Origin of the sequence: Caballeronia sp. LZ001 (genome assembly GCF_031450875.1) — a bacterium.
GTDB lineage: Bacteria > Pseudomonadota > Gammaproteobacteria > Burkholderiales > Burkholderiaceae > Caballeronia.
In genome coordinates, this window is record NZ_JARTVX010000001.1 from 485,839 (window position 1) to 502,334 (window position 16,496).

General features: G+C 54.4%; 15 protein-coding genes and 1 pseudogene. 12 read left to right on the plus strand and 4 right to left on the minus strand.

Annotated elements, in window-relative coordinates; translation table 11 throughout:
- Positions 1 to 57: 57 nt before the first annotated feature.
- The 8 genes from P9292_RS02185 to P9292_RS02215 all read left to right on the plus strand — a co-directional run bounded on the left by P9292_RS02185 (position 58) and on the right by P9292_RS02215 (position 7,145).
- The gene (locus tag P9292_RS02185; protein ID WP_309853155.1) at positions 58 to 234 is read left to right on the plus strand and encodes a hypothetical protein; all 177 of its coding nucleotides are present in this window, start codon (positions 58 to 60) and stop codon (positions 232 to 234) included.
- Positions 235 to 338: 104 nt separating this feature from the next.
- Entirely contained in the window at positions 339 to 1,283 is a 945-nt protein-coding gene (locus P9292_RS02190) for a hypothetical protein (protein WP_309853153.1), read from the plus strand.
- A gap of 134 nt (positions 1,284 to 1,417) precedes the next feature.
- On the plus strand, positions 1,418 to 2,230 hold the full coding sequence (locus P9292_RS43085; protein ID WP_409015115.1) for a fatty acid desaturase: 813 nt from the start codon (positions 1,418 to 1,420) through the stop codon (positions 2,228 to 2,230).
- An 87-nt stretch (positions 2,231 to 2,317) separates the two neighbouring features.
- Positions 2,318 to 3,100, plus strand: a complete 783-nt coding sequence (locus P9292_RS02195) for a class II aldolase/adducin family protein (RefSeq protein ID WP_309853151.1) — start codon at positions 2,318 to 2,320, stop codon at positions 3,098 to 3,100.
- 2 nt (positions 3,101 to 3,102) lie between these two features.
- The gene (locus P9292_RS02200; RefSeq protein WP_309853149.1) at positions 3,103 to 3,798 is read left to right on the plus strand and encodes a 2OG-Fe(II) oxygenase family protein; all 696 of its coding nucleotides are present in this window, start codon (positions 3,103 to 3,105) and stop codon (positions 3,796 to 3,798) included.
- A gap of 33 nt (positions 3,799 to 3,831) precedes the next feature.
- Positions 3,832 to 5,034, plus strand: a complete 1,203-nt coding sequence (locus tag P9292_RS02205; protein ID WP_309853147.1) for a hypothetical protein — start codon at positions 3,832 to 3,834, stop codon at positions 5,032 to 5,034.
- Positions 5,035 to 5,045: 11 nt separating this feature from the next.
- Entirely contained in the window at positions 5,046 to 5,678 is a 633-nt protein-coding gene (locus P9292_RS02210) for an ABC transporter ATP-binding protein (RefSeq protein ID WP_309853145.1), read from the plus strand.
- 1,275 nt (positions 5,679 to 6,953) lie between these two features.
- Positions 6,954 to 7,145 carry a hypothetical protein gene (locus P9292_RS02215; RefSeq protein WP_309957902.1) on the plus strand — a complete coding sequence of 64 codons (192 nt, stop codon included), beginning with the start codon at positions 6,954 to 6,956 and terminating at the stop codon, positions 7,143 to 7,145.
- A gap of 883 nt (positions 7,146 to 8,028) precedes the next feature.
- On the opposite strand, the gene P9292_RS02220 is transcribed toward P9292_RS02215, so the two are convergent.
- The 3 genes and pseudogenes from P9292_RS02220 to P9292_RS02230 all read right to left on the minus strand — a co-directional run.
- Positions 8,029 to 8,298: a DUF1488 family protein gene (locus P9292_RS02220; RefSeq protein WP_309853143.1), complete on the minus strand. Its 270-nt coding sequence runs from the start codon at positions 8,296 to 8,298 to the stop codon at positions 8,029 to 8,031.
- A 17-nt stretch (positions 8,299 to 8,315) separates the two neighbouring features.
- On the minus strand, positions 8,316 to 8,426 hold the full coding sequence (locus P9292_RS02225) for a DUF6723 family protein (protein ID WP_309853140.1): 111 nt from the start codon (positions 8,424 to 8,426) through the stop codon (positions 8,316 to 8,318).
- A gap of 31 nt (positions 8,427 to 8,457) precedes the next feature.
- Positions 8,458 to 8,607, minus strand: a pseudogene (locus P9292_RS02230) (hypothetical protein); the annotation flags it as partial.
- Between the two features lie 81 nt (positions 8,608 to 8,688).
- On the opposite strand from P9292_RS02230, the gene P9292_RS02235 reads away from it, so the two are divergent.
- Together P9292_RS02235 and P9292_RS02240 are read left to right on the plus strand one after the other, a co-directional pair.
- The gene (locus P9292_RS02235) at positions 8,689 to 9,984 is read left to right on the plus strand and encodes a phosphatidylserine decarboxylase family protein (protein ID WP_404989496.1); all 1,296 of its coding nucleotides are present in this window, start codon (positions 8,689 to 8,691) and stop codon (positions 9,982 to 9,984) included.
- 1,155 nt (positions 9,985 to 11,139) lie between these two features.
- Positions 11,140 to 11,736: a response regulator gene (locus tag P9292_RS02240; protein ID WP_309853134.1), complete on the plus strand. Its 597-nt coding sequence runs from the start codon at positions 11,140 to 11,142 to the stop codon at positions 11,734 to 11,736.
- A gap of 58 nt (positions 11,737 to 11,794) precedes the next feature.
- On the opposite strand, the gene P9292_RS02245 is transcribed toward P9292_RS02240, so the two are convergent.
- Positions 11,795 to 14,194, minus strand: coding sequence for an ATP-binding protein (locus P9292_RS02245; protein WP_309853130.1), 2,400 nt, complete (start codon positions 14,192 to 14,194; stop codon positions 11,795 to 11,797).
- Positions 14,195 to 15,684: 1,490 nt separating this feature from the next.
- Between P9292_RS02245 and tnpA the strand changes: the two genes are divergently transcribed.
- Both tnpA and tnpB read left to right on the plus strand, forming a co-directional pair.
- Positions 15,685 to 16,116: an IS66 family insertion sequence element accessory protein TnpA gene (gene tnpA, locus P9292_RS02250; protein ID WP_309957904.1), complete on the plus strand. Its 432-nt coding sequence runs from the start codon at positions 15,685 to 15,687 to the stop codon at positions 16,114 to 16,116.
- Positions 16,110 to 16,457 (plus strand): IS66 family insertion sequence element accessory protein TnpB, encoded by a 348-nt coding sequence (tnpB, locus tag P9292_RS02255; RefSeq protein ID WP_035570528.1) that lies wholly within the window; start codon positions 16,110 to 16,112, stop codon positions 16,455 to 16,457. Before tnpA ends, tnpB begins: the two co-directional genes overlap by 7 nt.
- Positions 16,458 to 16,496 lie beyond the last annotated feature (39 nt).

Genomic DNA, 16,496 nt, shown 5'->3' on the forward strand with positions numbered 1-16,496 from the left:
AAGTTCGCATCTTGTAGCGAATGAGTGGTTTTTTGTTGCATTATCTGGAGGTTAGCAATGTTGAAAGTGCAATCGGAAGTCGGTCTGGTTTCAGACGACTGCACATCAGATGTCGACGAATTGAAATCTCATCATACCGAGCGCGAGCGCCGTGAGGCCTTGCTGGAGAAACTGAGAACCAAAGAAGGCAAACCGCTGCTCTCGTGCATCACTCCGGCATATGGCCCGGGCTAAGGTGAGGCCGTGAATTAGACCTAAGGGCCGTGGTCTAGGCCATGGCCCTTCTTAACCCACGCATTGGCCGCAGCTGCATTTTAAATTAATTCATGTTATAGAACGTGAACGCACATACTCCCGCCGCCGTGATTAGGATTTCTGCGACAGAACAAGCAGCATCAGATTTAAGTATGATGAAAAAATGGATACAAAGGGATTTTGGTGAATCAGAAAAATCAATAATTAACGTCTGCACGGGTTGTGCTGATGGAGTTCCTGCCTTCGTGCATCACGTTCGCATGTTGGCAGCATTCTTGCACCCGCATATCTCGCACAGCGAATTTGAGGAATTGGCTGCAACATATACGTATATGTCCGCCATGTACTACTCAATCGATGCTTCTTTTGACACCCAAAAAGCGCCCGCCTCCGATAGCCCCGGGTACGGTTCCGTTTCTGATATCGCACGATTGGCAGTCATGGCCACAATTCGATTACATCGCTTTGTCCGAAATTTTGACGAGACCGTATCGATACTCGTCGTAAATCAATTTACGGTTGCGCTTGCAGACGCCCAAAAAGCATTGAGCGAGGAAAATTGCTACCGTTCATCGAAAGATGTTGAATACTGTGAGAAGCGAGAGTTCTTCCATATGTGGGGAAGATCTAATGCATTCTTGTTTTTAGCGCAGGCGCTCGCTGCGAGCGCTCGGGGTGCGTTGGATGAGCACGTCGAAGCTACCATTAAAAGATTTCTTTTTCTTACCCAGTTCGCTGACGATATCGTGGACTGGCGCGACGACTTCGCCTCTGCAAATTGGACGCCCTTCTTGCGTAAATGTCGCTCGGCGATCACCGAGCCTCATTCGTTGGAACGGTTTGAAGAGGCTATTCTGCTCGGCGGCATGTATGAGCAAGGTCTTTCCGAAGTCATCTCAGGCCTAACGGACATCGCCACAAACTTGAAAGAAGCAAATCACCAGCTTTTCCGGTCTGCCATACAACGGCGGGTGAGCGTTGCAGCAGAGCATTTGGAAAGCCTCCTGCAGATCAAAGCCGAACACTGACTCAACTTGTGAGAGCATCAATGGCTTCGTCTATTCGAGTCGCGCTCAAGCCCCCAATCGGCTACTTCGCGATGTACTGTATCGCTTGCTGCGTCATCCCCGCGTCGATGTTTTTGCCAAGCTACTTTATCCCAATGACACTTATCGCAATGATATGTGTGCATCATGGTACCCATGAAGCAGTTCACGGGACACTCTATCCAGCTGAGGGACGGCATGTGACCGCGAACTTGTTGTTGGGGGCCATCGGGTTTGCGAATTTTGGTCACAACTTCATTTTTCTGCGTTGGTCACATATGGCGCACCATCGTTATGGACGGACTAAAAGAGACGGACTACTGGTACTCGATGGCGATTATTCGCGAAGTGGCACACGCGGCAGGCTATTTTATTACGCGTCGCTTCTGGGGCAAGCTTGCATAACGCATGAACTCGTGGGTTACCTTTACTTGTTTAACAGCCGGTTCCATCTACTTCCCCGAAGCTTCCCCAAAAGCTGCCACGACAACCCATCTTATTGGGCTATCCAGCTCAGCACCGCACTCTACACGCTGCTGCTATTCGTACTTGGTGGGTGGAAATTTCTCGTATGTAAGAGCCTCTTCACGTTATATTGGGGAGCATTTCAGAACACTGCTCACTACGGTTTGGAATACGGTAGTGCGAATGACAAATTCGCATCGCGGACATATCGAGTGGCCATGTGGTACGAGCGCCTGATTTTCCGCTCTGGAACGTATCACCTTGAGCATCACGTACTTCCCAACGTGCCTGGTCCATGCCTCGATCATCCTGACGTACAACAGCGAGTTACAGCTATCGTTGGCTTTAAACCAAAACCGGTGTGTGGCCTGCTGACCTACTGGGGCGACTGTATTCGACAATTCCGCGGCCCGAGATCAAAGGAAATGTCGCCAATGCAATGGCGATCCGACACCTCCCGCTGAACATCTTGGCACGAGCCCCGAGTCAGGTCCTATTACGGCCCGCGGAAAATTCTGAGAACTGTAATGCGTCATCGATGACGTCCAACCATGCAAATAACTGCTACAAACCTTATATCACTGAACGACTCTCGAGCTGAAACGCTCCAGGCAGTTGTGTGTGCGTTACAGATATTCAATGGTTTCGGTTTTTCATACGGCCTATCGGGCCACATAACCGCGCGCGATCCCGAGCATACCGATATTTTTTGGATGAACCCGCTAGAAATCCCGTTTGGCGATGTGCGTTTATCGGACCTCCGGCCCGTCTTGTTGTCCGGTGAGCCGCTGTGCGGTCGCGGAAGCGTGAACGACTCTGGTATAGAACTCCACGCGCACATTTATGAACGGCGGAGAGACGTGAACTCTATCGTCCATGTTCATTGTCCGTATGGAAAGGCCTTTTCAAGCCTCCGAAAGGAATTGGCTCCCGTCACCCAGGATGCGTGTGCTTTCTATGAAGATCATGTATTGCTAAATACGTTCGATGGAGTGGCTGCCGATTCGGGCTACGGACGGTTGGTCGCCGACACGCTGGGGCACCGAAAGGCCATAATCCTTGCGAACCATGGCTTTTTAACTGTTGGACCTACAGTAGAGGCAGCTTCTTGGTGGTACTTGGCGATGAGCGACGCCGCGCGCGTACAAATGCTTGCTGGAGACTTGGCCGTCCCATTGTCAAAGTATATTGCTCGTCGCACCGCGTTTCAAATTGGCGGACATAAGGCGGGCGCTTCAAATGCCCGGCCAATGTTTAACTCAATAAAGCAGCAACGCTCCGATCTCTTCGACGCCTTGCCTGATCTTCGTTCCAAAAAGATGGCGGCCGAATAGCGATGACATTCTTTTCAAGCTATCTAGACAATTCCGTGGTGTGTGTGGACAACGTTCTCGAACAGCCCGACTTTTCTCTACTAGTTAAGCAGTTGGAAGCCCCACAATCAATCTCTCCGTCGATCGAGCGAACCTATGGTATTTGGACAAAAAACACATATAACAATCCATCTCAATCTCGCGTCATTATCTGGGTTGGACCGCACAATAAACCGTCTTCCCCATTTTCGGGGATTGAGCTTTATCCAACTGACACAAGGATAGATCACGTAATCGATGCGGCCCGCGATATAGCGGTTCGTACCGGAATTGCTGGAACATTCAACAAAGACTGGATCGCCATTATGGCGAGTCGTTTCGACTACGGTGCAGCCGGAGGATTAATGTTTCATACGGACGAAGTGCACTATGCATGCGCATTTTCAATGTATTTTCATAGCGAGTGGAAGGCAGATTGGGGTGGGCATTTTCTATTTTCGCAACAAGATATCACTCGATTAGAACAAGGCGTATTTCTGACGCCCTTGCCAAACAGAATGGTCTTAGTTCGAGCTGGCGTGCCGCATAGCATCTCGGGGGTAAGCGCTCAAGCAAGTAGGCCAAGACAAGCCATAACAGGATTCTTCGTTCGCCCCGAACATGCGTTCAAACTTCTTGAAAAACATGGCGACCCAGCAAACTCGGCGGGACATCTATGACTAAGGTCTAACCCTAATTGATTACAAAAGATCATGCTTGGCATACGACTTCGTTATTATTTGCGAGAAACCAAGGGCTTGCTGAGCGGGCACTGGAAGATCGTGCTTCTCGTCGCGGCCGTTTGTTCGCCAGAGTTGATACCAACGGGCGAACAAAGAGAGTGGCTAGCTAAGCCAATATCTTTGCTCGCAGACGGATCAGGTTGTATCGAATCAAGAATGTATTGCCTGCTTGGGTTGGTTGTTGCCAGCCTAATCTGCACTGGCGCCCAGCGTGCCGCCATTTCGGGAGGAGAGTTCGCAAAGTACGCTCAGTCCTTGCCCGCGCCTCAACTTCGCGAACGCATTATAAATACACTTATTGTTGCAGTGAGTAGCACACCCCTGTTTCTTATATATCTCGCAGCAGTTTTCGTTGCGCCACGTCGAATCGGAGAATCGGCCTATCTTGGGAACGTTGCTGGTTGGGCGGGCACAATGCTTGCCGCACAAGTAGCTTTCATCGAAGAAAGCTGGCCAAGCTTACTCGGCGCGGCGTGTTCTGTCATATCTCTGTTAATCAGCGTAGAGTTTTTCGGCGAAATGAATTGGTGTTGGGTTATTTCGCTAATGCTTTGTGGTTTTTCTCTCTTTTTAGCACCTCGCCGATCATACCAGTCATGGGTATCCGCTTTACGGATGGGTAGCCAGTCACCTTCATTCAGCGCCAGGTCCAAGCAATTATCGCTGCGGACGTACACTACTCTGTCATTGGTGATTTTGTTCGCAAAAGACAAGACTGCGACCTTAGGGCGTCTTGTGGTAACTACTGTTCTCGTCACTTGCGCACTTGCTCTGATGTTCATATGGCAATTCGACGGAAAAACATATGGACTTCTTCTAGTCGCTTACGCCGCTGTGGCGCTGTTGATGGCAGGATGTTTTCGAGGGCTGTCCCGCGAGCACGAAAAGAGTAAGAGCTATATGGATTCGCTACCATTTTCGAGCCGTACTCAGGTAGTTGGCGATATCGTTGCGGTTTCGGTCGCCACAGTGCCCTTGTTAGCGGTTTCGCTACTAGTGGTGCTTCCCCATGTAGATTGGCGTCTTGAAGGCGCACGGGAACTTGGGGCCATGATCAGTATTCCTTTTTTACTAGCCGTGCTCCGCTACCCCCTCGTCCACTACGTACACCAACGTCAAGTGGTCGGCATACTGATTTCCGGTGCATGGATTGCTATCCAGTGCGCAATTTAGGAATATTACCAGTGATCACGTTATCTCATATCTTCAAGTCTTTTCGTGGAAAACAGGTATTGCGGGACATTTCTTTCGAATTCTCGGAAGGCCTGCATTGCGTGAAGGGCAAGAACGGTGTCGGAAAGTCGACTCTTATAAAGGTTATCGCTGGGGTCTGCGAGTCAGACTCAGGTGAAGTTTTGCTCCACGGCATCAATCTTCGAACGCGTGCGACCGTTGCAAAGCGGAAGTTGGCGTACATTCCCGACAGCTGTCCGGTATATGACTTCCTCTCCGGAAAGCAATTCTTAGATCTCGTTGCACAAATAAAGTGCTGCTCCGTGGGAGCGACATCTCTCCGATTGTTAGATCGTTTTTTGCTGTTGGAGCATTTGAATACAAAGATAAAAGATCTATCATTTGGCACAAAACGAAAGTTGATGATTGCTGCAGCTTCGATCGGTGACCCGAGCATTATCGTAGCCGACGAACCAAGTAACGGTTTAGACGAGCATTCGCTTTCCCTTGTAACAGAGTTCCTTCGAACTGTGGCGGAAAATGGTGTCGTCTTATTCACATCACATGACGAAAACTACATCGCGCAGTGTGATCCGTTAATTGTCGATTTGGTAGATGGTGCCCTGGTGCTCCGATCCGCTTAGTGCCAGGGCCAACTACTCGAAACGCAACACAACCGAGCGCGACACCTCTTCTTAGATATAAGGACACGTGAGTTCAAAAGCAACAGGGACCACGAGATGAAACGCAACGGCTCACGCAAAGACCAGCCACCAAACGGACGATGAAACGCAACACCCGAGAGGGTGCGCATAAGTACTTGACTTCAAAGATCCATCCCTCGCGGGAAAACGGACCGGGAGCTGGGGTGCCATGCATGAGATCAGCAGCTTCAAGCGACAATAGCATGCTCAGGTTCCACAAATGGCGCGCTGGCAGGAGCTAGCTTCGCCTCGCAAAAGCTTGGCGACTTACTTTGTGTTCATTGCTGTCAACGCGGGCGCAAAACTGTTCCTATTATTCAACCCTGTTTTCCACGTCGACTTGCGTCGGGCAGTTGCGGCGTCGCCAGCGATTTGAAGAGTCACGGTAGCGATGCACCCGCGCAACATCTGACATACCGCATTCCGAGTGCCCGGTGTTTCGAAGCTCTGCGAACCTGGCTTCCCGATTCAGTCTGCCCGAGACCGGCTCGATGGCTCAGGAATTAGATGGAACGGCCGACTTTGCCGGGAAAACTTCTGACGTCAGAAGCGGCTCACCAAAATTTTGCGTGGAGCATAGTGAGTCAAAATTCTTCCATATGGGTTCGCCAATATGTTTCGAGCAGGCGCTGACGCGCCGTCGCGCAGGTCGTGCAAATCACCTCGATCTACGTCAAGGCGGAGAAGCAGCGTATGCTCGAAGCGGCGGCACGTTGTTACGCGGACGACATTGAGTGAGTCGTGCAACCAGCGCGATGTATGTCGTCGCGTTCGTAGCAGCTGACACCGGGCACTCACGTATCGCCGAACCGTTCGCCAATAAGCGTATCGTAGTTGGCGGGGAAGGGCAGCAACGATTGCCTGCATTACAGCGTCTAGGCCCGTAAGACTGGAAATGCGTGCGCGAGGACGCGAGCTGTACGGAGAATGACATAACCTTCGCGGAAGCTATTAGCACCGTCGTCCGCATAGGACTTGAACCTGTGCAGGTTCGGTCTCCTGTGTGGGCCGCTTCATGGGCTGTGATGGTGACGTCCATGAGGTTCGCCTTTTTCGGTCTTTCAGCATTGACCGACCGGCGTACTCATTGCAGCGCTTAGGCAACTGCTCTCTGTATTAGATCGCCGTGCTTCTTAGCCGATTGATTTGTATGAGGCGCTCCGTCGCTCGAAGAACGAGTGCAATATTCTTTCCATATTGGAGAACCTAGTCTACATGCTTACACCTGAAGGCGCGGATGACACCGAGGTCATCGTTCGACCGGCCGCTGATGGACGCTGGCAGGTCGAGATTCCGACCGGTGACGGGGTCGCTGTCAATTTAGTCGACGACGAGCGCGCGGCAATCGCTTTCGCGCACGCCGTTCGTCCTGGCGCCGACATTCGAGTGCTGCCTGCAGCAGGGTGACTGCCGCACCGAGCGATGGTCTGATCGCGAAGGGAAGGGAGCGCCCAGCTTGGCCGGGTCGCTAGAGGGACGCATGCGGAAAGTGCTGGTACGCGCTTCGCGCATTGCGTCCTGTTCGCGTCGCTCGCCGGCGCACGGCATAACGCGGAACAAGCCAAGTCGGTCACAAGAGCTTTTTCGCTATTGACTAGCGTATGCTGACCTCATCCTCGGCCCTCAGGGAAAATCATGCGTCCGCTAACATATCTGAGGATCTACTGCACTTCTTGCGGTTTTTGGTCCGGCTGCATCTTTATCGATGATGTAGCGGTGAAAGGCATCTTTGGATGCCGGAGTCCATATGAGGTGCAGAGCTGGGCCGAGGACTCTGTCTATCGCCTTGATGTGATCAAGATTGAGTCCCATTGAATCGACCCGGCGACCCCACGGGGGCAAGTTGGCTTGGCCTGTCGCAAGCGTTGTCTGATGCCACTGAGGTGCACGACAGCATTTCCAGCAATCGATACAGATTGTATAAGCGCGTCCCAGGCGGCTACCGGGTCTTCGAGGTCGCCTTCAATAACGAAAAAGCGAGGTGGAGATGGGCTGCTCTGACAGGATGCGATAAGCGCGAGTATACACCGCCGCGCCCCAAACATTCGCATCGGAGCGTCTTGCCGGCATCAACGCAAAGCGGCAGTTGGACGGGGACTTTTGGGTGATGACCACTTGGCCCGATTCGATTCGGACCGCGTTTCATGATTGGGGAGGCATTCTCCGGATACGTAAAGTCTTGGTGATCCATTGGAACCGACGACCGCGCCGGAGGTAACAAGCTCGAGAACGCAAGAAGAGCGCAAACATCTTCGGCTGCGCCTAAGTGGTCGCCGCCCAGACGGTCATCTCATCTTCTGAGAAAGTCCGTCGGCGTCAGGCGAATCATGTCGGAGCTAGCAACCCGAGACTTTCGTTCCGCCACCGCGCGGACGCGAGCATATCCGTCTACAAAGCACTGCCGTATGCGTTCATCGTGAGCCGGGAGGTCGAGCCAAAAGCACTGTTGCAACGCTTCTAACAAGATCACGCACTCAACGCGCAGACCATCTTTGAGTATCGCGAACGCGACTCCATGTCGGGTCAGCTGAAAGTGAGATTCGCTCGGAGCCGCTTTCATAGGGACGTCGGAAACCGTTATAGCTCGGGGTTTGCAATATCGCCAGCGACGATCTTTTCACCGAGTTGCTGGGCAGCGGCGAGCGCCTCGTCCTGCCCCGTGTAAGGGCCCGATCGGCGAAGCGCCATCAAACGGATATAACAGCTTGGAAGCCGTCTTGCGCATCACCTTCAACGTGCCGTGAAAGCCGCTTTCGCGAGTGCCGCGGCAGGACGCGTAAACAGCGAAGTCGTTCTCGGTCAAGCCGGCCGCCGGTGCGACAGATTTGAACGGGAAGAGAACTAGCTTTGGGCGTTTTCCGTTGCGCATAGCACAGCTGAAATAGACGAACAGTTCGGTGGCAGCAAAAAATGTACCAAAAGAATTGGACAGACGCGAGATAATCGCCAAATGCGTGTGCTCGCGTGGACCGCGCTTAGACGAACGGAGCGTAATTTGAAGAATGCACAAAACACACAAGGTAATCAACGCCGACGGTTGGGTGATTGGCTACCGCGCGACGAGGACAGCGTTGTACGTTTCCGGCTGGAGTTCGCCGCGGCCGCACAAGCGCGCGAGAGCGTGGCTCCATTGAACGGATCTGTGGCCGACCTCGCGTCATTCATCCGTAATGATGCCGTCGTGCGAATGGATCTGACGCGTGCGATCGAGCAAGCCTTGGAGATCGGTTATCGACTTGGCTACTCATCGATCGAAGAATTGATCGTGCTACTTGATGCGATGCTGCACTACGCGCCGCCATTCAGTGAGTCGAGTTTGATCCATTGTCCCGTGAACGCCTTGTTCGACTGGCCAATGGTTATGCCCGCCGGCTATGCGCTCTTTCGAGATCCGGCATTCAACGCGCATCTGAAACGGGTGTTAAACGTGTGGGCCGGGTTTTTGTCTGGACCGTACTCTCGCACGCATCTTAACGATGAGCCGTCCACCGGGTGGTTCAGCCCTGCCGCTGACAGTAAGATTGGGCTGTCGCAGTTCATCTGCGACCCGAACAAGCCCTTCCGGGGCTTCGCGTCATGGAATCATTTCTTCACGCGCGAGTTCAAATCGGGTGTGCGCCCGGTTGCCCAGCCAAACGATGATCGCGTGATTGTAAGTGCTTGCGAGGCATCTCCTTACAACATTAAACATGACGTACAGCTTCGCGACTCGTTTTGGATCAAGTCACAGCCATACTCATTGGCCGAGATATTCAGTGCGAACGAGCTGGAGCTTGCGCGACGTTTTGAGGGCGGTTCAATTTACCAAGCGTTCTTGAGCGCGTTTTATTATCATCGCTGGCACGCGCCCGTTAGCGGGACAATCGTCAAAGCTTATCTGGTGGACGGGACCTACTATTCAGATGCCGAATCGGAAGGTGAAGAACCTAGCAGCCTTAATGATTCGCAAGGCTACATAACTGCAGTCGCGACGCGGGCGGTGATCGTCATTGAAGCAGATAGGCGCGAGGTCGGTCAGGTTGCGTGTGTGTTCGTTGGCATGGCCGAAGTGTCGTCTTGCAACATTGTGGCGCTTGAAGGGCAACGTGTGAAGAAGGGCGATGAGCTAGGCTACTTCCAATATGGCGGCTCAACCTTCTGCTTGATATTTCAGCCTGGCGTCGTCGACGAATTTGTGCCTCGTGGACCTTTCAAGGACGACGAGCCGCCAGTGAACGTAAATGCACACCTGTGCACCGCCCGCTAACAACGTCAGCGTTCTAACCTCGCTTGCGTTCTTGCGCGGGGTGCCAGCCCAATACTGTTTCGAAGTGCGCCCGAAAGGGCGTGCGATGCTCGCCGGTGTCTGGCGAATATAAGCTTCGGCGCGCGTCCGTTCGTCGCCATGCAGTGACCGCAGGTAGGCAGTTGCTTCATCCACACTCGGTACTCGACCGTTGTGACCGCGCGACTTTGCTGGCAACGCCGTCCAGATGACGGCGTCTGCCCCGGTGCGGTCCATCCATTCGGTCAGCGTCCGAGATTGCTCGTATTCGATACCCTCAGGCCCCGGAATACTGCCAATCATTCGTCAAAATTCGCGCGGATGTCTTCTCGGATCCGCAACGCTTCTCGTGCGGAACTAAGCGAATCAACCAGAACCGGTGCCCAAAAAGTTGGTTGTACGGGTGCGCCCTCAAGCACGACGAGACTGATAATCTCCCCGTCCGAATGTCGGGCGTACTCCAAGAGGAGAAGCGGGCCGCCGTCGCGCCATTCGCCGACGATTGGGAAGCCCTTTAGATTCCACAAAAGCGAACCCCAAGCGACGCAGACAATATTCATTCGGATTCATCTGTCAAGGAGTTACCGATTGGAATTTCACTCATCTGGCTGTACTCCGACTGACATCGCCGCATGCGAGGCGCACGGAACAACACTCGAGCATCAAGGGCGAGCGCACGCTTGCGAGCTAGAGCAGCAGTTTGATGTGCATTCGAACAGATCACGGAATGGAAACGGCAGTTGCAGGAGCGTGCGGCCGACGTGTTTGGAACGGCGGACGTGACATCGAATGAGCCTCCGGTAGAGGTGAAGACCCTACACGCCAAGATCGGCAGGCTTTCTCGGGAAAATGATTTTCTAAGCGGCGCGCTTAACAAGGCGGGATTGCTGAGCGCAAAGCGATGATTGACCGTGGCCATCAGTTACCGGCGTCGCAGCAAACAAAGCTTGTCGGCATTGCCAGATGGAGTGCGTACTATCGGCCGCGGCAGGTCAGCGAGGCTGAACAGAACTTGATGCACTGGATCGACCAGTGCGCCTGGAGCCTCCGTTCGTCGGAGCGCGGATGCTGGTCCGTCTGTTGCGCCGGGAAGGCCATGGGGCCGGTCGTTTTCACGTGTACTGATGAGTTGTGGGAATGGAAAGCTTTGCTGGAAGCCCATTAGCGTTCAGGATGCCGTCAAAATCAAACGTATGCGCTTTGATCTTTGCGATTTTGCGGGAAGCCTTAAGCAGCAAATACGCCGCTCGTTCCGGACCTCGTTGTGCTACCTTTTGTATGTTCATAAGCAATCCATACACCGATGCCGTCCTCAGCACTTATGCGCGCCGTTGGACAAGTCGTCTCGTGGTGCGCCGCGACAACCGCCTGCGAGTGCTGGTGGTGGACGATAATGTGAATGCCGCAGACGGTTTTACCGCGTATTTCGGACTGTTTGGCACAACTTCGAAGGCTGCCTATGGGGGTACAAGTGCTATTTGCACCGCGTTGGAGTGGGTGCCGAACGTGGTTTTCCTCGACATATCTATGCCCGAATTAGACGGGTTTGCGGTGGCGCGACGATTCAGATCTGAGCCTCTTCTCAAAGACGTCGTAATAGTCGCCCTAACTGCGCACGACGAGGCCTTTGTTCGGCAGCGGGCCCCGGCAGGCGACTTCGACGGCTATTGTCAGAAAGGCAACCCCGCGACTGCGTTAGTCGAATTGCTTGAACAGCTCACCGGTGAAGTTTGAAAGCGTACCCCTAAGTGCGGCGGGCTGTCGCGCGGCGTTGCCGTCCTGGGCTACCGGATCAATCCTGTCGCCGGTGTGAGGCAAGGTCACCAAGCAACGAAAACAGCCTGCCAACGTCTAGCGGTTTGACAAAGTGGTAGTCGAAGCCTGCTGCCAGCGCGTTTTCTTTATCTTGCTGCAGGCCGTAACCAGTCACCGCGACGAGGACTGCGCCGGATGTTGATTGCCGCTTTTTCAATAGCGACGCCAGCTGATACCCGTCCATATCTGGCAAGCCAATGTCTAGAAGACAAATGTCCGGGCTCCATTGTTCCGTTTCCGCTAGAGCCGCATTACCGTTCGACGCCACCCGCACCTCATTGCCGAGCGAATCCATCAGCATCGCGAGCGTCTCCGAGGCATCCAAATTGTCGTCGACGACCAGCACGCGTAGTTGGGTAAGTGACGGTGTGGTTGAGGGCTCTTGCATTTGCTGGTCTCGTAACGCGCCGGACGTCTCCACGTGCTCAAGGCACATGACGAATCGGCTGCCTCGTCCAGGCCCAGAGCTAAAGGCTCGGACGCTTCCTCCGTGAAGTTGCATCAAGCTTCTAACCAGCGCGAGACCGATTCCAAGCCCGCCTTGCGAGCGATCGGAAGTGCGTTCGCCTTGAGAGAATAGGTCGAATGCGCGTGCCGCCACCTCGGGCGTCATTCCGATCCCGTTGTCAGCGACAGTGACCTTAACGAACTTGCGTTCGGCGGCGACTGTAAAGTCGATAGTGCCGTTGTCCGGCGTGTACTTAGCAGCATTGTTGAGCAGGTTGACAAATACCTGAGTCAGCCGCTTTTCATCGGCCCGCACTAATACCGCCGTCGAGGAAGTGTGCAGCGACAGACGATGCTTCTTCCGCTCGACGAGCGGCCTGACTTGCTCAATCGCATCGGCGGCTACCCGATTGACGTCGAGCACTTCCATGTTGAGTTTGATCAGCCCTTGCGTCACCCGCGAAACGTCAAGAAGGTCATCGATGAGCCCGGTCATGTGTTTCACCTGCCGAGAGATGATTTCACATGACTTGCTGACCCGTTGTGCATCGTTGGGTGCCACTCGCATTAGCTCTGCTGCGCTCGCTATTGGCGAGAGAGGGTTGCGCAGCTCGTGAGACAACATCGCCAGGAACTCGTCCTTGCGCTTGTCTGCCAACCGCAGTTCCTCTTCAGCGTTAATCCGATCGGTGATGTCTAACTGGGCGACAACTGCACCAACGATTTCACCGTGATCGTCTATGATCGGCGCGCCCGTGCTTAGAAGCGTATGCCGATCGGGTGGCTCATCGAAGCTTTCAATAGAGACAATGTCCCGTGAAGCGTCCTCACCGCGCAGAATGCGTGCCGTCGTCCACTCGTCAGCGGCAAGCGGTTGGCCGTGCCGGTCGGAATGATCGGCCCAAGACCCGTTCCACTGTTTAAAATCACCGATTTGCACCGGGCGGGGATGGTTTTCTCCCCACAAGCGAACAAAGGAACGGTTGACTCGCTCAATAGCGCCGACTTTGTCGCTAACGACGATGCCGACTGGAACGGCCTCTAATACTGCATCGAGGCGACGCGTAGCGTCGAGGGCCTTACGCGCGGCAGCGTGCGCGTCTCGCTCGCTCGCGAGCAGCCGCTTCTCGCTCGTACGTTGCTCTGTAATGTCGGAAAAAAGTACACCAACTTGGCGCGGTGTTGCGACGTCGGGACGGAAGGCGTAAATATCGAACCAACGTCCGAGCTTTGTTGCCTCTCTGCGTGCATGCACGGGCTGGCCATTGGTTGCCACCGCACCATAGATGTCGAAGAAATGGCGATCGTGGCCAGGAATGAGCTGCGAGACACGCCTTCCAACGACGTCTCCAAGCCCGGTGTGCGCCTCGAATGCGGCGTTTGCCATCACAAAACTGTAGTCGGACGCCTCTCCATTCTCATCGAACGACAGCTCGATGACGCAGAACGCTTGGTTGATCGCGTCAAACAAGCTGCGAAATCGCTGTTCGCTTGCAGCGAGGGCCTGCCGGGTCAGGTGCGCCGTTGTAACATCGGTTGTGGTGTGAGAAACACACAACAAGCGCCCGGCAGCATCGAAGATCGGTGTGTTGACCGCACTCCAAAACCGTTCTTCGTAACGGGTGCTTCCGTCATCAGCGGCTATCCAAAGTGGGAAGCGCTGCAGCGGCATCGCCTGTGTTTCGCCGGTCTCGATCGCTCGCGCGATCGACGCTCGCAGCGCTTCGACGCCAGTGTCGTCCGGATCCGAGGCATTGTCTGCGAAGACGTCGAAAAGGCTTTTCCCGACCATGTCTTCGCGACGAAGCGTCGAGACCTTCAGGAAGGCGTCATTGACCGCGAGAATGATTGCGTCCGTTGAAGGAGAAAGGAGGTAACTGCCCGTCGGAGCGGTGTTGAAGATTTCTTCGAAGATAAGTGCGGAAGCCATGTGCACGATTGCGCTTGGACGCGGCGCTTCATTAGTCTGATTGTAAGAAAGGTATCACGCGCAACGTCCGTGCCGGCGGAGGCGCTTCGTTCAAACTGCTTCGTTCAAACTGAAAAGTTGGCAATAGGTCACCGTGCCCGCTTCGAGACGTGCGGGGATGTGAAACCTGGTGTAGAGGTCCGTTAATTGATATGACTTCCCATGTCAATTTGAGATCGGTTTTCAGATTCCCTTAGCCATCCGAATTCCCTGAGGGCGGCGTAGCAGTAAGTCTCGACGGTGGATCACGCTGATATTCGCGGGTTGGTACCGCATTACAGAGGTCTACATGTGTTGAGGTGCTTCAATCCGGCCGAAGCTCCAAATCGCCTCAACCATTTGCTCACCTCGATAAGCAACCAATCCATGTTTCGTGCTCGCCGCGCGATTGCTGCTGGAAATTAGTGCGGCGCTTTCATACAGTCAAGCATCCGTATCAATGCACCTGAGCAATTATTCAGTCAATTTGGCGTTCACACGTCGTTGCAAACCACTCCACCTATGTGCAGGCCGAGAAGAGGCGCGTGCGCGGCGGATAGGTGTTGCGCAGATGACGATGTTCGTTAGGCCCGGAAAGGTGGGCAAGAGTGGTCTCCGCGGCACGTGGCGCGCTTCCACGCCGCGCGCGGGCTGGCCCAGAGCCAATGTCGACGCATCATATTGGTCATAGGCTGCTGTTTCTGACGTTGGAAATCACCACGGTACGGCGGCGTATTGCGGACGGTTACACACTAGTTGTTTGGGTTGCGAAGGCTGCGATGACCACCGGCCAGGACGTCGATAGCCGCGATCGCCGGGCTGGCCGAATGCGCTGGCTGTAGAGGTGCGTTAATTCTGCTACTGGGTGCACTAATTCCGCTAATGCAGCATAGTTCGGGCAATCTTTCTGCGGGGCATTTGCTTCCGGCGTTAGCAGTCGTTCCGCATGACATGCCTGCAGCAACTTGCTGTCTCAGTCAGGCCCGTGTTCTCCTGTGTTCCTCCAATCCGCAAGATCGGAGTTCCGCCCAATTCGTTTCCAGCGAAGTGGGGGCAATGCCAACGGTCTTCGAGACAGACATCGAAAGTAGTGTCGAGCGCAAACAGTCGAGCACCGATTTGGACATCGTCCGCCTGCGCGCGCGCTACAACGTCTAGTCTGCAGTAGCAGACTAAGCGCACCGGACCGGTGTAGTAGCAGAATTAGCGCCCACGGCACAGGGAAACGTTGCGCCTCGACAACACCATCGAGGGAATCGAAAAGTCACATTCATGCTCGTAAAATCAACGAGCTGTTGGCTCTTTTCCATTAAAAGGCTGGTTCTTCCTGTTCCGTTTGTACGGCCCCGAGGAAGCTTATTTCAATGGGAAGTGGAAACCGGCTGACCTAATGTATCTGTCAGCGCATCCCGTCTTGAGTGTCAGGGTGCATGATGCGAAAGTTTCGCCATCGTAGTGATGGGAGTGATGCGATGGACGACGACGTGATGGGGCGAGCTGTCGTGCGAACGGGGGCTCGGCGCCCTCGCCAAGGCGAGGCATTCTGGCGAGAGATGGTCGCCGCATGGAAAATGAGCGGCGTTGGCACTCGGCGTTTCTGTCGCGAACAAGGTCTTGCCGTCAGCACTTTTGGATTGTGGCGCAAGAAGTTTGCGGGCGAGACGTCTGCAACGAGTCCGCTGGCCGTGACGGCCGACGCCGCGTTCGTCATTGCTCGCCTCGAAGGTGAGCCTGCGGCGACACCATCATCTGCTTCCGCCGATACGCCGTCGTCATCGTCATCGTCATCGACGCGTGATCGCGTGGCGTTATCGATTGCCGGCGTTCGCATCGAAATGAGTGGCGTGCATGCAGAGCGCATTGTGCGCTTTGTGCTCGGACAGCTTGGCGGTGCACGGTGCTGATCGCCGCTGACGTCCGAGCCTACATCTGCCGCGAGCCGGTCGACATGCGCAAGTCGATCGACACGCTGTCTTATCTGGTCGAACCGCTTCTTGCGCAGAAGCCGGCTTCGGGCAACCTGTTCGTGTTCGTCGGGCGTGACCGCACGAAGGTGAAGTGCCTCTATTGGGACCGTACCGGATTCGCGCTTTGGTACAAACGGCTTGAACATGGGCATTTCCCATCACCGGCAGCGCTCGCACAACGCGGCTTCACGCTTGCGGAACTCAATGCGTGGCTCGAAGGTATTGAGATTCCGGCGCGCGAGCCTCATCGCGCCGTCGCGGTGACGCGCGTGGCTTAAACGCTGCCCTGAATCTCGCACAGCGCTCACCGAAGCTTG

Bases quoted from the DNA above. Each gene is read 5' to 3' on its own strand.
- P9292_RS02200 (WP_309853149.1), top strand. From the start codon at position 3,103: ATGACATTCTTTTCAAGCTATCTAGACAATTCCGTGGTGTGTGTGGAC.
- P9292_RS02185 (WP_309853155.1), top strand. From the start codon at position 58: ATGTTGAAAGTGCAATCGGAAGTCGGTCTGGTTTCAGACGACTGCACA.
- P9292_RS02195 (WP_309853151.1), top strand. From the start codon at position 2,318: ATGCAAATAACTGCTACAAACCTTATATCACTGAACGACTCTCGAGCT.
- P9292_RS02225 (WP_309853140.1), bottom strand. From the start codon at position 8,426: ATGGCGCTTCGCCGATCGGGCCCTTACACGGGGCAGGACGAGGCGCTC.
- P9292_RS02245 (WP_309853130.1), bottom strand. From the start codon at position 14,194: ATGGCTTCCGCACTTATCTTCGAAGAAATCTTCAACACCGCTCCGACG.
- P9292_RS43085 (WP_409015115.1), top strand. From the start codon at position 1,418: ATGACACTTATCGCAATGATATGTGTGCATCATGGTACCCATGAAGCA.
- P9292_RS02240 (WP_309853134.1), top strand. From the start codon at position 11,140: ATGGAAAGCTTTGCTGGAAGCCCATTAGCGTTCAGGATGCCGTCAAAA.
- P9292_RS02205 (WP_309853147.1), top strand. From the start codon at position 3,832: ATGCTTGGCATACGACTTCGTTATTATTTGCGAGAAACCAAGGGCTTG.
- P9292_RS02220 (WP_309853143.1), bottom strand. From the start codon at position 8,298: ATGAAAGCGGCTCCGAGCGAATCTCACTTTCAGCTGACCCGACATGGA.
- P9292_RS02235 (WP_404989496.1), top strand. From the start codon at position 8,689: ATGCGTGTGCTCGCGTGGACCGCGCTTAGACGAACGGAGCGTAATTTG.
- P9292_RS02215 (WP_309957902.1), top strand. From the start codon at position 6,954: ATGCTTACACCTGAAGGCGCGGATGACACCGAGGTCATCGTTCGACCG.
- tnpA (WP_309957904.1), top strand. From the start codon at position 15,685: ATGGACGACGACGTGATGGGGCGAGCTGTCGTGCGAACGGGGGCTCGG.